At 32.7% G+C, this 23972-nt stretch carries 25 protein-coding genes; 21 read left to right on the top strand and 4 right to left on the bottom strand.

Annotated elements, in window-relative coordinates; translation table 11 throughout:
- Positions 1-29: 29 nt before the first annotated feature.
- Together D6T69_RS01980 and D6T69_RS01975 are read right to left on the bottom strand one after the other, a co-directional pair.
- Positions 30-500, bottom strand: coding sequence for a hypothetical protein (locus tag D6T69_RS01980; protein ID WP_125066207.1), 471 nt, complete (start codon positions 498-500; stop codon positions 30-32).
- A gap of 2 nt (positions 501-502) precedes the next feature.
- On the bottom strand, positions 503-1654 hold the full coding sequence (locus tag D6T69_RS01975) for a DNA polymerase III subunit (RefSeq protein WP_125066206.1): 1152 nt from the start codon (positions 1652-1654) through the stop codon (positions 503-505).
- Positions 1655-1774: 120 nt separating this feature from the next.
- On the opposite strand from D6T69_RS01975, the gene D6T69_RS01970 reads away from it, so the two are divergent.
- The 3 genes from D6T69_RS01970 (at position 1775) to D6T69_RS01955 (ending at position 4829) form a co-directional block, all read left to right on the top strand.
- A complete protein-coding gene (locus D6T69_RS01970) occupies positions 1775-1999 on the top strand; it encodes a FeoA family protein (RefSeq protein WP_047787963.1) in 225 nt (74 codons plus the stop codon).
- A 3-nt stretch (positions 2000-2002) separates the two neighbouring features.
- Positions 2003-4108 carry a ferrous iron transport protein B gene (gene feoB / locus D6T69_RS01965; protein WP_206197830.1) on the top strand — a complete coding sequence of 702 codons (2106 nt, stop codon included), beginning with the start codon at positions 2003-2005 and terminating at the stop codon, positions 4106-4108.
- 217 nt (positions 4109-4325) lie between these two features.
- Complete coding sequence (locus D6T69_RS01955) at positions 4326-4829, top strand: DUF3575 domain-containing protein (RefSeq protein WP_125066203.1); 504 nt, start codon at positions 4326-4328, stop codon at positions 4827-4829.
- A gap of 81 nt (positions 4830-4910) precedes the next feature.
- Here the strand turns inward: D6T69_RS01955 and brnQ are convergent, their stop codons facing one another.
- The gene (brnQ, locus tag D6T69_RS01950) at positions 4911-6197 is read right to left on the bottom strand and encodes a branched-chain amino acid transport system II carrier protein (RefSeq protein ID WP_125066202.1); all 1287 of its coding nucleotides are present in this window, start codon (positions 6195-6197) and stop codon (positions 4911-4913) included.
- A 39-nt stretch (positions 6198-6236) separates the two neighbouring features.
- Here brnQ and D6T69_RS01945 point away from each other — a divergent pair, with 39 nt between their 5' ends.
- Positions 6237-7010 carry an alpha/beta fold hydrolase gene (locus tag D6T69_RS01945; RefSeq protein WP_125066201.1) on the top strand — a complete coding sequence of 258 codons (774 nt, stop codon included), beginning with the start codon at positions 6237-6239 and terminating at the stop codon, positions 7008-7010.
- A gap of 42 nt (positions 7011-7052) precedes the next feature.
- The gene (upp, locus tag D6T69_RS01940; RefSeq protein WP_125066200.1) at positions 7053-7706 is read left to right on the top strand and encodes a uracil phosphoribosyltransferase; all 654 of its coding nucleotides are present in this window, start codon (positions 7053-7055) and stop codon (positions 7704-7706) included.
- Position 7707: 1 nt separating this feature from the next.
- Here upp and D6T69_RS01935 read toward each other — a convergent pair whose 3' ends face one another.
- A complete protein-coding gene (locus D6T69_RS01935) occupies positions 7708-8613 on the bottom strand; it encodes a DUF6427 family protein (RefSeq protein ID WP_125066199.1) in 906 nt (301 codons plus the stop codon).
- A 42-nt stretch (positions 8614-8655) separates the two neighbouring features.
- On the opposite strand from D6T69_RS01935, the gene D6T69_RS01930 reads away from it, so the two are divergent.
- From D6T69_RS01930 to D6T69_RS01855, 16 genes are all read left to right on the top strand, one after another.
- Positions 8656-8877, top strand: coding sequence for a DUF6341 family protein (locus D6T69_RS01930; RefSeq protein ID WP_099214833.1), 222 nt, complete (start codon positions 8656-8658; stop codon positions 8875-8877).
- A gap of 12 nt (positions 8878-8889) precedes the next feature.
- On the top strand, positions 8890-9561 hold the full coding sequence (gene trmB / locus D6T69_RS01925) for a tRNA (guanosine(46)-N7)-methyltransferase TrmB (protein WP_125066198.1): 672 nt from the start codon (positions 8890-8892) through the stop codon (positions 9559-9561).
- A gap of 81 nt (positions 9562-9642) precedes the next feature.
- Positions 9643-9966 carry an MGMT family protein gene (locus D6T69_RS01920; RefSeq protein WP_125066197.1) on the top strand — a complete coding sequence of 108 codons (324 nt, stop codon included), beginning with the start codon at positions 9643-9645 and terminating at the stop codon, positions 9964-9966.
- Positions 9963-10508, top strand: a complete 546-nt coding sequence (locus tag D6T69_RS01915) for a DUF4269 domain-containing protein (protein WP_164506668.1) — start codon at positions 9963-9965, stop codon at positions 10506-10508. The genes D6T69_RS01920 and D6T69_RS01915 overlap by 4 nt, the downstream gene beginning before the upstream one ends.
- A 175-nt stretch (positions 10509-10683) precedes the next feature.
- Entirely contained in the window at positions 10684-11814 is a 1131-nt protein-coding gene (locus tag D6T69_RS01910) for an Mrp/NBP35 family ATP-binding protein (protein WP_125066195.1), read from the top strand.
- 6 nt (positions 11815-11820) lie between these two features.
- Positions 11821-12057: a NifU family protein gene (locus D6T69_RS01905; RefSeq protein ID WP_099214828.1), complete on the top strand. Its 237-nt coding sequence runs from the start codon at positions 11821-11823 to the stop codon at positions 12055-12057.
- 190 nt (positions 12058-12247) lie between these two features.
- On the top strand, positions 12248-13303 hold the full coding sequence (locus D6T69_RS01900; protein ID WP_125066194.1) for an NAD(P)/FAD-dependent oxidoreductase: 1056 nt from the start codon (positions 12248-12250) through the stop codon (positions 13301-13303).
- A gap of 2 nt (positions 13304-13305) precedes the next feature.
- On the top strand, positions 13306-14211 hold the full coding sequence (locus tag D6T69_RS01895) for a sterol desaturase family protein (RefSeq protein ID WP_125066193.1): 906 nt from the start codon (positions 13306-13308) through the stop codon (positions 14209-14211).
- 10 nt (positions 14212-14221) lie between these two features.
- Positions 14222-14572 carry a four helix bundle protein gene (locus tag D6T69_RS01890; RefSeq protein ID WP_125066192.1) on the top strand — a complete coding sequence of 117 codons (351 nt, stop codon included), beginning with the start codon at positions 14222-14224 and terminating at the stop codon, positions 14570-14572.
- 45 nt (positions 14573-14617) lie between these two features.
- Positions 14618-14950 carry a 2Fe-2S iron-sulfur cluster-binding family protein gene (locus tag D6T69_RS01885; protein ID WP_125066191.1) on the top strand — a complete coding sequence of 111 codons (333 nt, stop codon included), beginning with the start codon at positions 14618-14620 and terminating at the stop codon, positions 14948-14950.
- Positions 14951-15118: 168 nt separating this feature from the next.
- Entirely contained in the window at positions 15119-16627 is a 1509-nt protein-coding gene (locus D6T69_RS01880; protein WP_125066190.1) for a pyridoxal phosphate-dependent decarboxylase family protein, read from the top strand.
- Positions 16628-16632: 5 nt separating this feature from the next.
- Positions 16633-17955 (top strand): lysine N(6)-hydroxylase/L-ornithine N(5)-oxygenase family protein, encoded by a 1323-nt coding sequence (locus tag D6T69_RS01875; protein WP_125066189.1) that lies wholly within the window; start codon positions 16633-16635, stop codon positions 17953-17955.
- Positions 17942-19135 (top strand): MFS transporter, encoded by a 1194-nt coding sequence (locus D6T69_RS01870; RefSeq protein ID WP_240628344.1) that lies wholly within the window; start codon positions 17942-17944, stop codon positions 19133-19135. Before D6T69_RS01875 ends, D6T69_RS01870 begins: the two co-directional genes overlap by 14 nt.
- A 3-nt stretch (positions 19136-19138) precedes the next feature.
- On the top strand, positions 19139-21553 hold the full coding sequence (locus D6T69_RS01865) for a GNAT family N-acetyltransferase (protein ID WP_125066188.1): 2415 nt from the start codon (positions 19139-19141) through the stop codon (positions 21551-21553).
- Between the two features lie 2 nt (positions 21554-21555).
- The gene (locus D6T69_RS01860) at positions 21556-22146 is read left to right on the top strand and encodes a GNAT family N-acetyltransferase (RefSeq protein WP_125066187.1); all 591 of its coding nucleotides are present in this window, start codon (positions 21556-21558) and stop codon (positions 22144-22146) included.
- Positions 22136-23959 carry an IucA/IucC family protein gene (locus D6T69_RS01855; protein WP_125066186.1) on the top strand — a complete coding sequence of 608 codons (1824 nt, stop codon included), beginning with the start codon at positions 22136-22138 and terminating at the stop codon, positions 23957-23959. Before D6T69_RS01860 ends, D6T69_RS01855 begins: the two co-directional genes overlap by 11 nt.
- Positions 23960-23972: the final 13 nt, after the last annotated feature.

Below are 23972 nucleotides of genomic sequence, written 5' to 3'. Positions count from 1 at the left end.
AAGTGATATGTTATTGAAAATACGCAATTTTATAACTCAATTTTTTTAGTTCTCATAAGCAAAGTATCATCTGTTTCTCCATCATTATCCCAGTCATAAGTAGAGGTAGCACTAAAACCATTGTTAGTTTGTGTAATTTTATACCAAGCCTGTACTTGCTTTCCTAAATACGGATAATCAACAAATAAACTATCTCCACTAGTTTTCCACTTACCGTTAGTTTCACCAACTTTTTTCCCATCGGCTTGTACAAACCATGCAGAAAAAGTACCATCGCTGTTATAGGTAGATTGTGCTTTTCCTGAATTAGGTTTGCTAAAATCGTCTTCAAAAACAGAAGTGCTATCGGTTTCGTTGGCAGTTAAATATTCAATTTTCAAATATGTTGTTTCCCAATTTCCAACCAAATATTCTTGTAATAGCGGTCCTTTTTTTTCTTGTTTACAAGCAACAAAAAGTATTCCGAAAATAAGCGCGGTAATTATGTGTTTTGTTTTCATGATTAAGATTGGATTTTTTCTTCTTTGGTGTGTAGAAGACGTGTTAGTTTAATAGATAAATCTAATAAAATAATTTTAGCATTTCCGTTTCTTTCAATATGGTACTGTGCGTCACTTACTTCTTTTTCTATGATTAAGATATTAGCACTATGAATAAACGGAGCAAATTTTGCGAGTTCGAAGTTTGCAGACTGAGTTTCTAAAAAAACTAAATCTGGCGTTCCGTAATTTAGAAGTAAAGCTTGCCTAAAAAATTGCAAACAATATTGTAAGAATTGTTTTTGAGTTTCTCTACCAGATTTAGCGATTTCTTCCGACCAACCTATTAAGTCTTGAATAACAGCAGCGTTTCCTTTGGCTCTAAATGCGGCTCTAATCCAAGTAATAAACCATTGTTCAAAAACTAAATCGTTTGAATTGTTGTTTAAAATATGTAAAGCCTTGTTATAATTTCCTTCTGATTGATGAGCAATCTTTATTGCTTCGTTTTCCGATATTTCTTTTTGCTGTGTTAGAGCATTGGCTATATCACTTTCACTTAGTACAGGGAAATGTAATGCTTGACATCGAGATTTTATGGTATTAATAATCTGCTCTTCATGTTCAGTAACAAGGATGAAAATAGTTTTACTTGGTGGTTCTTCAATCAGTTTCAATAATTTGTTAGAGGCGGCAACGTTCATCTTTTCTGCCATCCAAATAATCATTACTTTAAAACCACCTTCATATGATTTTAACTGTAGTTTTTTTACAATGTCTTCCGCTTCATCAACACCAATTTGTCCTTGTTTATTTTCAACGCCAATATGTTGTAACCAATTAAATAAACTTCCATAAGGTTGCTCCTCTATAAAAGAACGCCAGTCTTCTAAAAATAAATTACTGACAGGATGTTTTTTAACGGAATCATTTGTAGTTACGGGAAAAGCAAAATGTAAATCAGGATGCTGTAGTTTGCTACATTTAATGTTACAGGCTTCTACATTATCGGAGAAGTTACATAATAAGAATTGAGCGTAGGCAATGGCCATGGGTAAAGTTCCGCTTCCTTCTTTACCAACAAAGAGTTGTGCATGCGGAATTCTGTTATTTTCAGCCGATTGCTGTAAGTGGTTTTTTATATGTTCTTGCCCAATAATATCGTCGAAAGTCATACCACAAATATAAGACATCAAACAAAGAGAACAACCTATTGTAAATAAATGATATATTGTTTTGATATACTGTTTAGAACGATTCTATTTTAGTATATTTGCAAGCTAAAAATATATCTTTTGAGTACTATCGCATCGTTACATTTAGGGGAAAAAGGAATTATATCTGAAGAGTGCTTGGATAAAATTCCGTTGAAATTATTAGAAATGGGGTGTTTACCAGGAAGTGAAGTAGAATTGCTTCAAATAGCCCCGTTAAAAGATCCGATGTATATATGTGTAAACGGAAGTCATTTAGCGATTCGAAAAGAAACAGCTTGTCAAATTTCAATTATAAAACTATAGCTGATGAGTAATCGTATTAATGTAGCATTAATTGGAAATCCTAATACGGGTAAAACATCGTTATTTAACCAGTTAACAGGTTTAAACCAAAAAGTAGGAAATTACCCTGGTGTTACGGTTGATAAAAAACAAGGGGTTTGTAAATTGCCTAATGGTAAAAATGCAACGATTACTGATTTACCTGGTACTTATAGTATTAATCCTACCTCTATAGATGAAAGCATTGTTTTAAAAGCTTTGATGACTACGCATCAAGAAGAAAAGCCAGATGTAATTGTAGTAGTTGCTGATATTGAAAACTTAAAAAGAAACTTATTACTCTTTTCGCAAATTCAAGATTTAGAAGTTCCGACAATTTTAGCGTTAAACATGGCTGATCAACTAAAGCGAAAAGGGATTTCTATTGATATTCCTGCTTTAGAGAAAGAATTGCATACCAAAGTGGTGTTAATGTCGGCAAGAAAGAATGAAGGAGTTGATGACTTAAAAGAAGAAGTAGCTAATTATAAATCATTAAAGGCATACTCAAACTTTAACGAATTATCTCAAAAGATAGATAGTACCTACTTTGAAAAGTTAGCTAAAGTAAGTAACGAATTTACAGCTTATGAGTTGTGGATGATGCTTACAAAAAATCATAAACCATTACTTTCTTCCTCAGAAAAAGAAGCGATAAAAGAATTTGAAGGGGAAATTACAAAACAAAAAAAGTATCAACATAAAGAAACGATATATAGATATCAGCAAATAAATGCTGTTTTAAATAAAACCTACAAGGTAGATGCCTCTAAAGCTACAGATGTTCGTAGTAAACTAGACAGCGTTTTTACTCATAAAATATTTGGGTATGTTATTTTCTTCGGATTGTTATTACTGATATTTCAATCTATTTTTGACTGGGCTTCTACTCCCATGGATTTCATCGATGGTTTATTTGCTAATATCGCAGAGTTTACTAAAGCGCAACTGCCTGCAGGAATGTTTACTGATTTACTAACCGATGGAGTTATTCCTGGGGTAGGTGGAGTTGTAATTTTTATTCCTCAAATAGCTATTTTATTTTTGTTTATATCTATTCTTGAAGAAACAGGATATATGAGCCGCGTTGTATTTTTAATGGATAAAATTATGCGTCGTTTTGGAATGAGTGGTAAAAGTATTATTCCATTAATTTCAGGTACTGCATGTGCTATTCCAGCAATTATGGCAACCAGAACCATTGGTAGTTGGAAAGAACGATTAATTACCATTTTAGTAACACCGTTTACAACATGTTCTGCACGATTACCTGTATATGCTATTTTAATAGCTTTAATTATTCCTGATACTAAGTTGTTTGGCTTTTTAAGCTTACAAGGATTTACTTTATTAGCTTTGTATATCTTAGGGTTTGCAGCAGCAGTTATTGCAGCATATGTACTACATAAAACACTGAAGATAAAAAACAACTCACTTTTTGTAGTTGAAATGCCTAATTACAAAATACCATCAATAAAAAATGTGTTTTTTGATGTATTAGACAAAACAAAAGCATTTGTTTTTGGAGCAGGAAAAATCATTTTAGCAATTTCAATAGTACTGTGGTTTTTAGCATCTCATGGACCATCATCTTATGAAAATGCTGAGAAAAGTGTTGTAGAGAATACTGCAAATAAAAATCTTTCAGAAGAAGATTTAGCCAAGAAAATAGCATCTGCTAAGTTAGCAAACTCATATATAGGAATTGCAGGAAAAACAATAGAACCAGTTGTTAAACCATTAGGGTATGATTGGAAAATAGGTATTGGATTAATTAGTTCTTTTGCAGCAAGAGAAGTGTTTATTGGTACATTAGCAACTATTTATAGTGTAGAAGAAGATGGAGAAGATACTACCACTATAAAACAGAAAATGGGATCAGAAATAAACCAGGATACAGGAGAGAAACGATTCAACCTTGCTACTGGAGTGTCTTTATTGTTATTTTATGCTTTCGCAATGCAGTGTATGGCAACATTAGCAATTGTAAAAAGGGAAACAAAAAGTTGGAAGTGGCCAATGGTTCAGTTAGTGAGTATGGGAGTTTTGGCATATTTATCAGCATTTATAGCCTATCAAATTTTAAGTTAATGCAAGAAGTTTTAACATATGTAGTCGTTTGTGGAGCAATTATTTTTTTAGTGAAAAAGTTCTTTTTTAAGCCTAAAAAAAATAGCAGCTGTGATACAAATTGTAACTGTTCCTAAGTGAGAAAGGATAAATAACCAAACTGTTTTTTACAAAAGATGTATGTTTGTGGTATCATCCTTGTAGGAAGTAGGTAAATTATAATTAGTAAAAAATTAAAATGAAAAAAATAGTATTAGCAGCTGTAGTTTTTGTCAGTTCTCTCACGTATGCACAACAAGAGGTAAAAGTAGATTTACTAGACGCATTGGCTTTTAAAACGCTAGAGGTGTCTTACGAGTATTATACAACTGATCGTTCTTCGGTTGGTATTTCAGCTTTGTTTAACTTTGAAAAAAAATCAGCAGATTTTAGATACAATGAAGAGCGAATGTTTACTCCATTTTTCCGCCATTATTTTACAAATAATAGCAATTGGAACTATTTTGGAGAAGTGTTTATGGGAATAAATACGGGAGAAAGAGAAATTGAAGTAGAAGGAAGCACAGTTAAGCAGTATAAAGAATATACAGATGGAGCTTTAGGTTTGGCTTTTGGATCAAAATATGTGTCCTCAGGAGGCTTTGTGCTTGATATATATGGAGGTTTGGGTAGAAATCTGTTTACTTCAGAGGCCCGTTCAATTGTGCCTAGAGTAGGAATAAATTTAGGATATCGTTTTTAAGATATTCAATTTAAATACAACTAAAAAGCTCGCAATTGCGAGCTTTTTAGTTTATATATAATATATCATTCATTAAGCAACTTATTCGGTTGGAATTTGCTTTTTGCTTTTAATCAAATTAGAAAAGACAAAACTCAATATAGCAGGTAATACCCAACCTAAATTCTGATTAGCAAAGGGAATGTTGTTTTTTATTTCAACTAAGTAATTAGGATTGATAATAAAGCCTAAAAAATCTGGAATACTAAATAAAAAGGTTACCGCTACTACACTTTTAAAAACTAAAGTTGAGGTGTATTTTTCAGGAAGTACATTTAGTACAATTAAAACAATAGTAATTGGATAAATAAACATCAAAGCAGGTAGTGCAATATTGATAATATATTTCACATCAAACTGACCTACAGCAATTCCTAGTAAACAGCTAATAATAGCAGTAACTGTAAAGATCTTTTGAGAATTATTGCTAATTCCTTTAAAATAATCGGCAGTTCCAGTAATAATTCCAACCGCTGTTGTAAAACAAGCCAAAGCAACTAAAACACTAAGAAAAACACTTCCAATATTTCCTAAAGTTTGATTGCTCAGAGAGTTTAAGATTTCTGTTCTATTAGCACTTTCAGAAAAGGTAGAACTAAATAAAACCCCATTATAAATAAGGCCAGCATAAATAATTAATAAGCCTATACCAGCAATAAAACCTGCTTTGGTTATAAGCTCTTTTTTCTCTTCAAAAGTTGTATTCGTGTTAAAATTCATTGAAATGACTAAGACACCACCAACAACTATGGAAGCAATAGCATCAAAAGTTTGATATCCTTCTAGCAAACCATCAACAAATGGAGCTTTAAGGGTCGTTGGAGTAATCATATCTGGAGCTGTAAAAAAACCAACGAAAATAATAGCCAATAAAATGAATATAATAAGAGGAGTTAAAAACTTGCCTAGTAGATTTAGTACTTTTGACCGGTTCATGGTAAAAAGAAAAACAAGTCCGAAATAAATTGTACTAGTAACTAAAGAACTACTGTTGCTAAAGTAAGGAGCAATGGCCATTTCATGAGTAACCGAAGCAGTTCTTGGTGCAGGTAAAGCAATACAAATAGTGTATACAACAAAACAATATATAAGGCTAAAAGTAGGAGATACTTTTTTGCCGAAATCGTACATAGTACCCTGTAGTTTAGCATGGGCTAAAATACCTATCATAGGAATAAAAACAGCAGTAATAAAAAAGCCAATAGTTACCCAAAACCATAAGCTTCCAGCATTTTTCCCTAAAAATGGAGGCAAAATTAAATTACCAGCCCCAAAAAACATTGAAAATAAAGCAAATCCGTTTATAAATATCTCCTTAGTTTTGTGCATTGCTTAACAAATTAATAAGCGACGAATATACATTAAAAAATGATTGCAAAATTTAAGGAAACAACTGTTTTTTATACAGATACTGGTAAAGGAAGTAGTATTGTTTTATTACACGGGTTTTTAGAAAATAGTACTATGTGGAATGAGGTGGTTAGTGAATTGTCTAAAAAAAACCGCGTGATTTGTATTGACTTATTAGGGCATGGAAAAACAGGATGTGTTGGGTATATTCATACGATGGAAGAGATGGCAGAAGCAGTAAAATCTGTTTTAAGAGAATTAAAAATTCGTCGAGCTACCTTTATCGGACATTCCATGGGTGGATATGTTGCTTTAGCTTTTGCAGAAAAATATCCAAAAAACGTAAAAGGAATTTGTTTAATGAACTCTACCTCTCAAGCAGATAGTGAAGAACGAAAAAAGTTGCGACTCAGAGCTGTTGAAATGGCTAAGGAAAATTACGAAACATTGGTAAAAATGTCAATTAGTAACTTGTTTGCAGAGAATATGCGTTTACAGTTATCCGAAGAAATAGAGAAAATAAGAGAAGAAGCCTTAAAAACACCTGTTAGAGGGTACATTGCAGCTACAGAAGGAATGCGTTTGCGTAAAAACAAAGAAACTGTTTTAAAAACAATAGAAAAGAGGTTAATAATTGCAGGAAAAAATGACCCAATATTAAATTATATTACTGTTGAAGAAGAAGCAAAGAGAACCAATACCCCATTAATTGCATTACCAAACGGACACATGAGTCATGTTGAAGCAAAAGAAGAACTATTAAAAGCACTAACCAACTTTATAAAAGCTTGATAAAATCTGTTACTTTTGTAGCGCACAAAAAGAATACATTTCATGAAAACTCATCATCTAGCCAAACAAAATTCTATTCTTAATAAATTCCTAGCTGAACTCAGAGACACATCAGTTCAAAAAGATTCGATGCGTTTTCGTAGAAACATTGAACGAATAGGAGAAGTTTTAGGGTATGAATTAAGTAAAGAGCTGAATTATGAGGCAAAAGAAATAACCACACCCTTAGGAACCAAAAAAGTAGAGTTAGCTACAAACAATATAGTGCTATGCTCTATTCTCAGAGCAGGCTTACCATTACATAATGGAATGTTAAACTATTTTGACGATGTGGAAAATGCATTTATCTCAGCATATCGTCATCACCCTAATAATGATGAAGAGTTTGAAATAGTTGTAGATTATTTTGCATCACCCTCTATTGATGATAAAACATTGTTATTAGTAGATCCAATGTTAGCAACAGGACGCTCTATGGTTGAGGTTTATGAAGGCATAAAAAAATACGGAACCCCAAAAGAAATAATTATAGCTTCCGTTATTGGTTCTGTAGAAGGCGTAGCTTATGTAGCTAAACACTTGCCAGAAAGTACTACTTTGTGGATTGCTGATATTGATGAAAAATTAAACGACAAAGGTTATATAGTTCCTGGTTTAGGAGATGCGGGTGATTTAGCCTATGGAGCAAAACTGTAGTTTATACAATAGCACTTACAAAAAAAGAAGCTATTAAGAATAAAATAATAATAGCATCAGCATACCACTTCTTTTGAAAAAACTCTATTCCATTAGCTAGAATAACAGAAACAGGAAAAAATACATATAAGAACTCACTCCCAGAACCGTCTTGAACTAAAAGTAAAATAGCTGTAGTTATTACAAGGTGAGTGAGAATCAATATCCAGTTTTTTCTGAATTTATTTTTAACAGCAAGTGCCTTTGGACTTTTTAACATGATAGAAGCAATTAAAAAGGAACCTATAAAAAGAATAGGGAACAAATACTTCTCATGAGAATAAAAGCTTAAATCAGGATAAAAATTCCAATCAAAAAGCAACCAAAACTTTTCAAGGTTATCATACCAAAAATAGTAAGTGAAATACAGAAAAATAGGAGCAAAAAAACCAATTACAGGTGTTAATAATGTTTGATAGGTAAATCGTTGGTGTAAAAATATAGACAAGTAAAGTAATATCAGTAATAAAGGAGCATAAGGCTCTATTAAAAATGAAATACCAAGCCATAAACCACCATCAAACAATTTATGAAGTATGTTTTTTGAAGACTGTAAACTATATACTTTTCGTAAAAAAAGAAGTATAGTTAAATTAGCGTAAAAAGTTTTATTTATCTGTATAGTATCAGGAAAAAATCCAATTAAGATCACAAAAAACAAAAAAGCAAAAGAGTTATCGTAAGTCAATAAGTTCTTAGCAATAATAAAATTATACACTGAAAAAACAACTAAAAACCAACCAAGTTCTTTAACAAGGTTGAAAGATAATTCCTTAGAAAAAATACTTAAAACAAAATACCCTAAGAATAGTACAAACAGTACAACAAAATTTATAGGTTTAGATTTACCGAAAAAATTGGCTAACATTGTTTCTTTTTATATTTTTGCAGCTGTAAAGATACTTAAGATATGATAGCAGGCAATATTTTTAGATGGATTGGTAGTTTATTTACCGACTTTTTATTTGCACCATTCAATTGGTTACGCTTAACAGTAGCTAAATCAGATGCAGGTTGGTGGACTTCAAACGCCGTAAACTGGTTCTTTTTATTAATCCTATTAGTGTTATTTGCTTACTGGATGAAAGAAGCTGCTCGTTTTCAAAGAGAAGGAACAGAAGATAGAGCCTAATTTCTATACACTTTGGGAAGTAAAAATAAACTAAAACGTTTCAGAGAAAATGAAACGTTTGATAACGTTATTCAACCAACACGAGAAGAAGTTATTAACGACTTTTTTTATAAAGGAAAGTGGAATACTTTTTTTAAAAATAACAACCCAATAGTCTTAGAGCTAGGTTGTGGTAAAGGTGAATATACGATTGCTTTAGCAGAAAAAAATCCTGATAAAAACTTTATTGGAATTGATATTAAAGGCGCACGATTTTGGCGAGGAGCTAAAACAGCACTAGAAAATAACATGGAAAATGTAGCTTTTATTAGAACTCAAATAGAGTTAGTAGATTATATTTTTGCTGAAAATGAAGTTTCTGAAATTTGGATAACCTTCCCAGATCCACAAATTAAGTATAAGCGTACTAAGCATCGTATGACGAATTCTGAGTTTTTAAAGAAATACCATGGTATTTTAAATTCAGAAGGAACAGTCAACCTAAAAACCGATAGTGAATTCATGCACGGTTACACTTTAGGTTTATTGCATGGAGAAGGTCACGAAATTTTACATGCAAATCACGATGTGTATAAAAATGTGTACAGTCCAGAAGAGGTAACCGGTACGCAAACATTTTACGAAAAACAATATTTAGAAATCGGAAAACCGATTACTTATATAAAATTTAAACTTAATTATTAATCCTGCTTTTTTGCAGGATTTTTTGTTTTTAGGCTTTTCTTCGGTCGATAGGTATTCGTTAAATGTCACTATCTTTACCACATGGCAGATAAAAATTTCTTCGAAAAAGTGTACGAAGTAGCGCGTTTAATACCACATGGAAGAGTTACAAGCTACGGAGCTATAGCAACCTATTTAGGAGCAGCTCGTTCAGCAAGAATGGTAGGTTGGGCAATGAATAACTCTTCAGAAAAAGAAGTACCAGCACATCGAGTAGTAAATAGAAAAGGATTGTTAACAGGAAAACACCATTTTGATGGGACAAACCTTATGCAACAATTATTAGAAAGCGAAGGAATAGAAGTTATTGACAACCAAATTCAAGACTTTGAAAAGGTATTCTGGAATCCAAGTGAAGAATTGTGATAAACTTCAGAGATATAACATACTTAAAAGAAGGAACTGTCCGACAAAAAGAAGCCCATAAAGTGTTGTTAGAGCTGAATATTTTTGAACTATTAAAACACTTCAATCCTATTTTAGTGGGTACTATACCCATCAATATTGATGTAACATCAAGTGATTTAGATATCATCTGTCAGAGTGATAATCATGAAGACCTTATAAAAGTTGTGAGTGAAAACTATGGAGAGTTTTTAAGGTTTGAAGTAAAGACGATTCCATCATATAAAAATTTAAAAACAACAATCATTACACTTGAGTATAAAACCTTTCCAATAGAGATTTTTGTGCAAAATAAACTTCCAGAAGAGCAAGACTCATATCTACACATGCTTGTTGAATATCAGGTGTTGGTAAAAGCCGGAGAAGAATTCAGGTCTAAAATTATAACTCTAAAACAACAAGGACTCAAAACTGAACCAGCATTTGCAAAACTTTTAAACTTAGAAGGTAATCCGTATGAAGCGTTATTAACATACGGGTTTGAGAAAGGTTATATTTCTTGATTTTTCCTAAAAGAATCAAGTTTAAAATCATCTATAAAACCAACTTATCAACCTATAAATATTACCAATCTAAAGACTTTATTTTCTGAGGGCTAAAACGTATCTTTGCAGTTAAGATTAAATAAAAATAAGCAACAAGCTTATCGCTTGCTGTTTAAAGCATATAGCATAAAACATGAGTTTTAAAAAACAAGATATATACAAAGCGTTAGAAACCATAACAGCACCAGGAGAAGGTAAAAGTTTAGTAGAAAACGAAAATATAACCAATGTAGTTACATTTGGAGATGAGGTTATTGTTGATGTTACTATAGCAAATCCGTCATTACAAGCCAAAAAGAAAATAGAAGTAGAGATAATGAAGGCTATTCACCAACACGTTGATCAAAAAATCGATGTAAAAGTGAATGTGAAGGTGGAAGTTCAACAAAAAGAAAATCCAAATCAAATTAGAGGAAAAGAAATCCCTAATATTCAAAACATCATAGCTATTGCTTCAGGTAAAGGAGGAGTAGGAAAATCTACGATTACCTCAAACATGGCTGTCTCATTAGCAAAAATGGGATTTAAAGTAGGAGTGTTAGATGCCGATGTTTATGGGCCATCACAACACTTAATGTTTGATGTTGAAAGAGAAAAGCCATTAGCGGTAAACGTAAATGGGCGCTCAAAAATGAAGCCGATTGAAAGTTACGGAGTAAAATTATTATCACTAGGTTTCTTTACCGACCCAAGTCAAGCAGTAATTTGGCGTGGGCCAATGGCTTCAAAAGCACTAAATCAATTAATATTTGATGCAGATTGGGGAGAGTTAGATTTCTTATTAATCGACTTACCTCCAGGTACAGGAGATGTACATTTATCAATAGTACAAGCAGTGCCAATTAACGGAGCAGTTGTAGTAAGCACACCACAAAACATTGCCTTAGCAGATGCTAAAAAAGGAGTAGCAATGTTTAAACAAGAAAGTATTAACGTACCAGTATTAGGTATCGTTGAAAATATGGCGTATTTTACACCAGAAGAACTTCCTAACAATAAATATTATATTTTTGGAGAAGGAGGTGCTAAAAATTTAGCAGAAGATATTGAAACAAGTTTCTTAGGAGAAATACCATTAGTACAAAGCATACGTGAAGCAGGAGATGTTGGACATCCAGTAGCTTTACAAGAAAACACACCACTAGCAGAAGCTTTTACAGAGGTAACCAAAGAAATGGTTTCGCAACTATTAAAAAGAAATGCAAACTTACCACCAACAGAAGTAGTACGAATTACTACCATGAGTGGTTGTAGCTCAAAATAAGCAGTTATGGCAACAGCAGACATAAGAAATAACGTAGAAAAAGCGTTGGAAGAAATCCGACCTTTTTTAGTAAGTGATGGAGGTAATATTAAACTATTATCTATAGAAGACAGTACAGTAAAAGTACAATTAGAAGGAGCTTGCAGCGGTTGTTCAGTCAATCAAATGACCTTGAAAAACGGAGTAGAAGCAACAATAAAAAAATACGCACCAGAAATTACAGAAGTAATTAATGTAGCATAACTGATAAAAGTCAGGTTTTAAGCTAGACTATTGCTTTAATTTTGGGCGTTCGGGCGTGCTTTCGTTACTCGCTTTCCAATTAAAAAATTGGAAGAGCTCAAACAAGCCACTCAATCACTAACGCATACATATTCCTGTCTTATTTCAAAAGGCAGGAATCTCAGTATAAATAAGAGAATTTTGTTATAAAATGATACAAACAGATATATTAATTATTGGAGCAGGACCTACAGGATTATTCACGGTTTTTGAAGCAGGATTATTAAAATTACGTTGTCATTTAATTGATGCCTTACCACAACCAGGAGGGCAGTGTTCAGAAATTTATCCGAAAAAACCAATTTACGATATCCCAGCATATCCAGAGATTTTAGCAGGTGATTTAACGGATAAATTGATGGAGCAAATTAAACAATTTGAACCAGGATTTACCTTAGGTGAGCGCGCTGATACTATTGAAAAACAAGAGGACGGAACGTTTATCGTTACCACTAATAAAGGAACAAAACACCAAGCACCAGTAGTAGCAATTGCAGGAGGTTTAGGAAGTTTTGAACCCCGTAAACCACCTATCCCAAATATTGCTAATTTTGAAGACAAGGGAGTGGAATACATGATTAAAGAACCAGAAATTTATCGTGGTAAAGACGTGGTAATTGCTGGAGGTGGGGACTCTGCTCTAGATTGGTCTATCTTCTTAACAGATGTAGCAAAATCGGTAACGTTAATTCACCGAAGAAATGAGTTCCGTGGAGCTTTAGACTCTGTTGATAAAGTACAAGAATTAAAGAATGAAGGAAAACTAATGCTAATTACACCAGCAGAAGTTAAAGGTATTGTAGGAGAAGAAAAAGTAGAAGGTGTAGTAGTAGAGCAAAAAGATAAAGAACCGTTTACATTACCTTGTGAGCATTTTATTCCATTGTTTGGACTATCTCCAAAATTAGGACCAATTGCCAATTGGGGATTAGAAATAGAAAAAAATGCCATAAAAGTAAACAACGCTTTAGACTATCAAACCAATGTAGAAGGAATTTACGCAATTGGAGATGTAAATACCTATCCAGGAAAGTTAAAGTTAATTTTATGCGGATTCCACGAAGCAACGTTAATGTGCCAGAGTGCTTATAAACGTATTCATCCTGATAAAAAATACGTGATGAAATATACAACGGTTGGTGGTGTTGATGGATTTGATGGTACTAGAAAAGAAGCGCCTAAAGCTGTAGTTAAAGCGATTAATTAAGCATGACATTAACTGAATACATACAACAATTATCAGAAGATAAATTATTGTACTTCGCCTTGCCCGTATTTTTTATTTGTATGTTGGTAGAATACCGAATAGCAAAAGAAAAATACCATGGTAAAGACACCGGAGTATCAATGTTAATGATGGTATTTTCTGCTATTGTTGAATTTATTCCGAAAATCTTAGCCTTTGTAGCGTTTTTCTACTTGTATGAAATGAGTCCGTTAAAAGGTGTTGTACAACGCCAATGGTGGGCGTGGATTTTATTGTTATTGGCTGATGATTTTGCTTACTATTGGTTTCATCGCTTAAATCACGAAGTACGTTTGTTCTGGGCAGGTCATGTACCACATCATTCGTCAGTGCATATGAATTTAGGAACAGCATTGCGTCAAGGAGTGGGTGAACGTATTCATAAATTTTTCTTTTGGATGTGGATTCCGTTATTAGGATTTGATCCATTAATGATGTTTACCATGATGGGAATCAGTTTAATTTATCAGTTTTTTGTACATACAGAATTGGTAGATAAGCTTCCGAAGCCTATTGAATTAATTTTCAATACACCATCACATCATAGAGTACATCACGCATCTAATATTCGTTATTTAGATTGTAATCATGCTGGAATTTTAATTATTTGGGATCGTATGTTTGGCACTTTTTCTGAAGAATTAAAAGAAATTGATAAACCAGTATATGGATTAACCGTAAATATTGAAACATTTAACCCAGTAAAAGTGGCAACCCATGAATATACTGCAATTTGGAATGATGTAAAAAGAGCAGATAAATGGAGTGATAAACTCAATTATATATTCAACTCACCAGGTTGGACACATGATGGAGAAGATAAAAGAGCAAAAGTTTTGAGGAAAAAGTTGTTTGGAGACAGGAAATAGGAATTAGGAAATGGGGATAAAAAGATTTGAAGATATCATTGCCTGGCAAAAAGCACAGGATTTTTCTTTAGAGGTTTACAAGCATTTTAAATCTAGTAAAGAATATTCTTTTAAAGATCAAATTACAAGGGCATCCGTTTCTATTTCTAATAATATAGCTGAAGGTTTCGATAGAAGTTCAAATCAAGAATTTATTCGATTTTTATATTACGCTTTAGGTTCTAATAGTGAAGTTCGTTCCATGCTATATTTAGCTGTGCGTTTAGAGTTTATATCTAAAGAAAAATCAACAAAGCTAATACATCAATCTAATGAAATATCAAGAATGATTTTTGGGTTGATAAAATCAATGAAAAACTAATCCTATACACTAACCCCTTATTCCTAAGTACTAACACCTAAAAATATGGAACAAGATATTACGATAAAAATTACCGATCGTGACGGAGTAACGCATGAGGTACAAGCACCAACAGATATGGCTATGAACTTAATGGAAGTAGTTCGCTCATACGAATTAGCTCCTGAAGGAACTATTGGTATTTGTGGAGGAATGGCAATGTGTGCATCATGTCAATGTTATGTAAAATCAGATCATGAATTGCCAGAAATGGGAGATGATGAAGAAGCAATGTTAGCAGAGGCTTTTTATGTAGAAGATAATAGCCGATTGGGTTGTCAAATACAAATGACTCCCGATTTAAATGGTTTAGAAGTTGAGTTAGCTCCAGAGAGCTAAGAACAAAAGAATAAAGTTTTTAAAGCGCAGTATTTGGTATATACTAAATACTGCGCTTTCTTTTTGTAAAATATGCTATTTACGTCATTTTAAATTCCATTTACGTCATTTAGTTTGTTTGGTCTGAATATACTTTTGCTTTAAATTATTAAGACTAAATAAAAATAAATGATTCTTAAATCTAGCCCTTCACTAAAAGAATTGTCATTAAATAGCTATTTGTTTAGTGATGAATCAGCACAGTTGTATGAAGAGTATATTCAGAAAACAACCACTTATATTCAACAATTTTTATCCAAAAGAACTTTTTATCAAGGAGACAACCTTGAAGAAATTTTAACAAATAAAGAACAAGCGAAACTGGTAAATATAGAAGAGACACAACCTATAGATAGTGTTTTAGAAGAGTTGAATAACTTGTATATAAAAAATGCAATAGCATTTCATAATCCAACATACGTAGCACATTTAAATTGTCCAATTACTTTACCATCAATCATTGCAGAAATGATTACAACCACAATCAATACTGCAGTAGAAACATGGGATCAGAGTACTTCAGCAACTTTTATAGAACAAGAAGTTATTCAATGGATAACCAATGTATTTAAACTTTCAAATAATTCAGATGGTGTTTTTACAAGTGGAGGAACACAATCTAACTTCATGGGGTTATTAATGGCTCGAGATAATTATGCTTTCAAACATTTTGGAATTAATATCAAACAACATGGGTGGAGTAATGAAATAAGTAAGTTCAGAATTTTTTGTTCAGAAAAAGCACATTTCAGTATTCAAAAAAGTGCTGCTTTGTTAGGTATGGGCTATGCTGCTGTTATACCCGTAAAAGTTGATAATAAAATGCAGATGGATACAAATGAACTTGTGCTGGCTATAGAAAAAACAAAGCAAGAAGGTAATATTCCTATAGCAGTGGTAACAACATTAGGTACCACTGATTACGGTAGTTTTGATCCAATACAGACTATCGGAAAGATTGCCAAAGAACACAACATGTGGTTGCATGCTGATGGTGCTTATGGTGGCGCTTTTGCGCTTACGAATACTCATAAAAAGCATTTTGAAGGTATTGAGTTAGCTGATTCGATTACCATAGATTTCCATAAAACCTTGTTTCAACCTGTAAGTTGTAGCGCTTTCTTGGTTAATAACAAACAACATTTTCAATATGTATCATATTATGCAGATTACTTAAACCCTATTGAAGATAAAGATCCACAACGTCCTAATCTTATAGAAAAATCAATCCAAACAACACGTCGATTCGATGCTTTAAAAGTTTGGTTAACCTTAAAAATTTTAGGAACAAAAACTATTGCTAATTACCTAGAAGATGTACACTCTTTAACAAAGGAAGTATATAAAAGTATAAGAGATCAAGAATGTTTTGAAATTGCTCATGTACCAGAACTAAGTACGCTCGTATTTCGATATAAAGCAGAAGGTGTAATTGAAAATAACATTCATAACACGATTAATTTATATATCAAAAACACCTTATACAAAGCAGGAAAAGCATCAATTGCAAGTACAAAATTAGACGGAAACATTTATCTAAAATTTACGCTGCTAAATCCTAAAAATACAACTAACAATCTCCTTAATATCATAGAAATGGTTAAAACTACGGGAGAACAATATAAAACTACAAACTAAAAAAGATGAAGAACAGTATATTAGATTTTATAGCCATTGGTGTAGGTCCTTTTAATTTAGGATTGGCATGTTTATCAGAACCAATTGAAAACTTACATGGAGTCTTTCTTGATAAAAAAGAGAAGTTTGATTGGCACCCAGGAATGTTATTAGAAGACACTACCCTACAAGTACCTTTTATGGCAGACTTGGTAACACTTGCCGACCCTACAAGTCCTTTCAGTTTTCTTAACTATATAAAAGAACAAGGAAGAATTTATTCTTTTTACATACGAGAGAACTTCTTGCTACTTAGAAATGAGTACAACCACTATTGTCAGTGGGTAATTAGTAAGCTTTCTAACATATATTTTAATACAGAAGTTACGAATGTAGACTACGATCAAAAAGACGGTATTTATGTAGTTACGAGTGTTTGCACAAAAACACAAGAAATTAAAATCTATAAAGCAAAAAAACTGGTTTTAGGAACAGGAACACAACCTTACGTTCCTTCATGTTGTAAAAAATTAAAAGATACTGCTGTTCATTCATCACAATACTTGCCTAACAAAGAACAATTACAAAATAAAAAAAGGATAACAGTATTGGGAAGCGGACAAAGTGCTGCTGAAATATTTTCTGATTTATTACAAGAAATAGATACTAAAGACTATGAATTAAATTGGATAACCCGTTCACCACGTTTTTTCCCTTTAGAATATGCCAAACTAACGCTAGAAATGACTTCACCGGAGTATGTAGACTACTTTTTCAATTTACCAGCATCCAAAAGAGATACACTCATTAAAAATCAAAAGCATTTATACAAAGGGATAAATCAAGATTTAATAGGGGCTATTCACGATACATTATATGCAAAAAGAGTCATATCAAAAGAACCTCTAAAAGTTTCATTACGTACCAACTCTGAGTTGAAAACTACCAAAGTATCAGATGAAGGTATTAAGTTGGAACTTCATCAAGTAGAACAAGACAAATATTTTGAACACGAAACAGACGCATTGGTTCTTGCTACAGGTTATGAATATCAATTACCTGATTTTATAGAGGGAATTTCAAACAGGATTTTATGGGATTATCAAGATCGATTTGATGTACAGCGCAATTACAGCATAGATAAAAATCACAACGAAATCTTTGTTCAGAATGTTGAGTTACATACCCATGGTTTTGTAACACCCGATTTAGGGATGGCAGCCTATAAAAACTCATACATCATTAAAGAAATAACAGGAGTAGAACATTACCCTATTGAGCAGAAAATTGCATTTCAGCAATTTGAAGTAACACAGGAAGAAGAAATAGAACTCAATGTCTTTGCATAGAGGTATGAAGTTAAAAACATTTTTAATACTAATGACACTGGTTGCAGTAGTAAGTGATTATTTACTGCATCCATTTTATCCGCAGTTTTTCGAGCTTCGCTTTGGAATGACAAACCCTAAAAATGTAGGTTACTACTTTGCAGCTATCTGTTTTATGGTAATGATTGCGTTTCCATTTTGGGCGTATGTTTCTAAAAAAGTATCAGAACTAAATATATTAGTTTACACTCAAGCAATTGCAGGTGTATTAGCTCTGTATTGCTATTATACTACATCATACATTAATTTCTGGATAGTATCTCTTGTTATGGTATTATTTAAAGGAAGTTACTTGTTAGTGTACCCTTACATTTTAAAGATTATTACCAAAGAAGAACACCCAAGTACAATTGGGTTACTTTCTGTAGTGGTGCATTTAGGAGGAATTTTAGGAGCTGTATTGGGAGGTGTAACTGTAGATTATATAAACCCGAGTAGTATTTTTTTAATCATGGCAGCAGGAGATTTTATTCAAATGGCTATGAGCGGTTATTTATTAAAAAGTAAAAAACACGCTACCGATTTAATTATTTCACAAGAACCAGCGGTTACCGATAAAAAGCTTATTCCGAAAGGATTTATTTTAAAGCTAGGTCTAATTACATTGATACTATACTTCAGTGATTTTTTAATAAGACCTTTCTTTTCAACGTATTGGGAAAGTTTTTCAGTGTATAAAAGCAAATTGGTTTCAGGTACTATCTATGCCATTCCTGGTTTTGTAGCATTAATAGCCTTGTGGATTAACAACAAACGAAAATCAAAAGGACACGAAGGAATTATCAATGCCTTGTGTATTGGGTTAATTGGACTTATGCTACAAGGAATACCTAATGAATCAGTAGTTGTTTTAGGGCGAATTATTTATGGTTGGGCAATTTTTCAAGGAGTCGTGAAATTTGACATCCTATTATTTGAATTAAGCTCACCAGATTCGTACTCAGTAGATTACAGTAAAATACATTTCTTTCAAAACTTAGGTGTGCTATTAGCTTCGCTAAACGTAGGAATTATAGTCGATAGTTTCGGTTTACGAATACCGTTTGTCCTTGCATTAGGAGGGTTTTCACTAACACTAGTCTTGTACTTTATCGTATTTAAATCGGTAAGGAAAGTACACAAAAAATTAGCTAAAGCCTAAATTATGACAACAGATACCATCGCTTTTTCAAAAGAGTACAAAGACTTTGGAAGAATTACCATTCGTCCTTTTCAAGTACAAAAAGATAGTGTTTTCTTACAAAAATGGGTAACTCAAGAATATGCTGTTTTTTGGGGTATGCAAAATGCAACAGTAAAAGAAGTTGAAGAAGAATATACTCAACTTATAGCTCCAGAACATTACGATGTTTTTGTAGGAATGTTTAATGATGAACCTGCATTTGTAGTAGAACGTTACAACCCGCAATTAGATATTATTAATGGTTTTTATAAAGCTAAAACATCCGATTGTGGTGTACATATCATAGTAGCACCACCAAAAATCACTAAAACACCAAACTTTACGTGGTTTATGTTTCGAGCAATCATGGATTTTGTCTTTACGAACCCTATCATCAATAGAATAGTAGTAGAACCAGATATCCGAAACAAAAAAATGTTTGCACTGTGTCAACGTATAGGTTTTCAATTAGGAAACGTAATAGAACTCCCTAACAAAACAGCGCAATTAGCATTTTTAACGAAAACCAATTACCAACAAAAAATCCAATCCTTTTCACCATCAAAAAGAAGTGCCATGAATACTTTAGATAATGTGGTTTCTCCACAACAATCAACGCAACATATACAACCAGAAGTTTGGCAAAAAGCCAACTTATTATTAGTAAAAAAAGCATTGTGCGAGTTTTCTCATGAACTATTAATTCAACCAGCAATAATTCAAGAATTAAGCGATGGGTACAATCAGTATAAAGTTTATGCAGATGATATTGAAATCCAATACGAATTTGAAGCAAAACCAATGGCTTTAAATCATTTTATGATTGATGAAAGCTCTATAAAAAAATATGCAAAAGATGTTGAAGAAGAAATCGATGCAATCACGTTTATAAAAGAGTTTAGGAAAGCATTAGGAATTGCTGATGAAAAAATGCCTGTGTATTTAGAAGAAATTATAAGTACGTTGTACGGAAGTGCATTTAAAATGACCAAAGGAAACCCAACATCAGCAGCATTAGCAACAGCTGATTTTCAAACGATAGAGCAATCTATGACCGAAGGACATCCAGGGTTTGTAGCAAATAATGGTAGAATAGGTTTTGATAGTAGCGATTACCGTTCCTATGCGCCAGAAGCAGGAAACTCTTTTTCGTTATTATGGTTGGCAGGACATAGATCAAAAGCAATTTTTTCAGCAATAGAAGCATTGCCTTATGAAACTTTAATACAACAAGAGTTAGATGCAGATACCATAGCACAATTCAATAAAATAATTGAAGAAAAAGGCTTTAGTTCAAAAGAGTACTTATTTATTCCTGTTCATCCATGGCAATGGTTTAACAAGCTAGCTACGATTTTTGCCTCTGAAGTGGCTAAAGGAGATTTAATCTGTTTAGGATATGGACCAGACCAATACTTAGCGCAGCAATCCATAAGAACCTTATTTAATATAACCAATCCACAGAAATTTTATACAAAATCGGCATTGTCTATTCTAAATATGGGCTTTATGAGAGGTTTACCATTGTATTATTTAGGAACCGCTCCAAAAATGGCAGTTTGGTTAGAAAACTTACTGTACAACGATGCTTACATAAAAGCAAACGGATTTAGAATGTTAAGTGAAATAGGTTCGGTTAGCTATGTGAATCCATATTTTGAAGAATTTGGTCCACACAACGATTACAATAAAATGCTAGCTTCATTATGGAGAGAAAGTCCATATTCAGTAGTTAAACAAAATCAAAAACCGCTAACGATGGCTGCATTATTACATATTGACCATCATGGAAAAGCATTGTTGCCAGAAATAATTAAAGACTCTGGAATTTCAATAGACAGCTGGCTACGTAGTTATTTAAAAGCGTATTTAAGTCCGATGTTGCACTGTTTTTATAAGTACGATTTGGTGTTTATGCCACATGGAGAAAACATTATTTTGGTATTAGAAAACAATGTTCCTGTGTATGCTTTACTAAAAGATATTACTGAAGAAGCATGTATTTTAAATCCGGAAGTAGAGCTACCAGAAGAGTTAAAAAGAATGTATGCGCCAGTACCAGAAGATGTAAAACTATTATCAATATTCACAGATATGTTTGATGGTTTCTTCCGTTTTTTAGCTCCAATTTTAGAAGAACATGCTGATTATAACGAGGATCATTTTTGGAAGTTGGTAGCAGAGAATATTCAAGAATATCAAGAACAGTTCCCAGAATTATCGAGCAAGTTTGAACAATATGATTTGTTTGCTGAAGATTTTAAGCTTTCGTGTTTAAATAGATTGCAATTAAATAATCATAAACAAATGATTGATTTAGACGACCCTGTTGCCTTACTACAATTTGCAGGAAAACTAGAAAATCCGATAGCGGTATTTAAAACTCAGGAAGTATAATTATGGTTCAAACATATCAAACAGTCTTCAGTAAAAAAATAACAGGGCTAGGAATAATAAGTATTCGTCCGTTTCAATTGGAAACAGATACACTAATGTTGCACAGCTGGGTAACAAAACCGTATGCAAAATATTGGGGAATGTTGGAAAAATCGTTAGAAGAAGTACGTGCCGAATATCAAGAAATTGAAAAGAGCCCACATCATTATAGTTATATCGGGATGTTAAATGATGCTCCTGTGTTTTTGATGGAACAATACAAAGCATCAGAAGACATCATTGCAAACTATTATGATGTACAAGAAAAGGATTATGGAATGCATGTTTTGGTAGCTCCAGTGGAAAAAAGAATACCCCAGTTTACATGGCATGTGTTTTCAACTATCATCGATTATTTTTTCAGTGTACCACAAATAGAAAGAATTGTTGTTGAACCAGATGTGAATAATGAAAAGATTCATACGCTAAATAGAAAAGCAGGCTTTGTATATCAAAAAGAAATTGAGTTACCTCATAAAAAAGCTGCATTGGCATTTTGTACTAAAACAATGTATCAATCAGCTTTAACCAAACTAGAACAACATGATAAATAATATAGCACATTTACAACCCGAAGTATGGAGGTTTGTAAATCGTCAATTAATAAAAAAAGCCATTAGCGAGTTCTCTCACGAACTTATTTTAACTCCTGAATTTATTTTAGAAGATGAGGATGGAGGTATATACCAAATAACGTCGGATAATAATAAGTTTATCTATCGCTTTAAAGCAAAAAAGTATTTACTAGATCATTGGTTGATAGATGCTAAAAGTATTAGCAAAAAAGACAATGCTTCGGAAGAAGTTTGCCTAGATGCACTAAATTTTATAACAGAGTTTCAAAATACTTTGGGGATTCCTAATGAGTTTCTAGCAACCTATTTAGAGGAAACAACAAGTACGCTTTCAGGAGCAGCATATAAGTATACAAACGAGAAATTTTCAGCAAAAGAATTGGCTGAAAAAAGCTTTCAAGAAATAGAACATGCGATGACTGAAGGTCATCCTTGTTTTGTGGCAAATAATGGTAGAATAGGATTTAACATTGATGATTACCATGTATATGCACCAGAAAGCAATCATCCATTTAAACTTATATGGATTGCAGCTCATAAAAAATATACGATCTACACAGCTGTTGAAGGTTATGAATATGAAAAACTTTTAGAAAGCGAGTTAGGAAAAGAAAAACTAACGTCATTTAAAGAAGTTGTAAAGAAGCAAAATGTGGCCTTAGACGATTACATTTTTATGCCTGTGCATCCTTGGCAATGGAAAAATAAAATAGTAGCCGTTTTTGGGGCAGACATAGCACAAAAGAATATCATTTTGGTAGGAGAAAGCGATGATGAATTTTCAGCGCAACAATCCATCAGAACACTTTTTAATGTTTCGTATCCAGAAAAGTTATATACGAAAACAGCCTTGTCGATTTTAAATATGGGATTTATGCGTGGATTATCTCCTTATTACATGCAAAGCACACCTCACATAACTCGATGGATTACTAATTTGTTGACAGATGATACGTACCTAAAAAATAATGGTTTTACCATGTTAGGAGAAGTGGCAACAGTAGGATACCACAATCATTATTACGAGGTATTAGGAAAAACAAATCCGCATAACAAAATGCTATCAGCGCTGTGGAGAGAGAGTCCGTTTACAAAAATTAGCTCCAACCAACGTGTGCTTACCATGGCAGCTTTGTTACATGTAGATTATCAAGAAAAATCTTTGTTGGCATCTTTAATAGAGATGTCACCATATGATACAAGTACTTGGGTTCAGCGTTATTTAAAAGCCTATTTAGCTCCATTATTACACTGTTTTTATAAGTACGATTTTGTGTTTATGCCACATGGAGAAAATCTTATTCTAGTGCTAGAAGAAAACACACCAGTATATGTGCTAATGAAAGACATTACTGAAGAAGTGATTGTTTTTAATGAAGAAATGTGTTTGCCAGAACATGCTAAAAGACTGTTCACTAAAACTTCTGATAAAATGAAAGTGCTCTCAATCTTCACTGATGTTTTCGATTGTTTCTTCCGATTTATGGCACAACAATTAGATAGTTATGCGAATTTTTCAGAAGAAAACTTTTGGCAGCTGGTGGCAGAATGTGTGTATGAGTATCAGGAAGAGCATCCAGAGTTTTTAGAGAAATACGAACGATACGATTTGTTTGTTGATGAGTTTGACCGCTGTTGCTTAAACAGGTTACAATTAAGTAATACAAAACAAATGTTGAGTTTAGTCGATCCAATTGAAAGCTTAAAACTGGAAGGAACCTTAGAAAATCCGTTAGCGAAATTTAAAAAAGGAGAGGAAATAGAAACTAAGATAACAATTCAAAACACATAAAATAAACACATTA

This window comes from Tenacibaculum singaporense (genome assembly GCF_003867015.1).
GTDB classification, from domain to species: domain Bacteria; phylum Bacteroidota; class Bacteroidia; order Flavobacteriales; family Flavobacteriaceae; genus Polaribacter; species Polaribacter singaporensis.
This window is presented reverse-complemented; position numbering and strand designations above follow the sequence as displayed.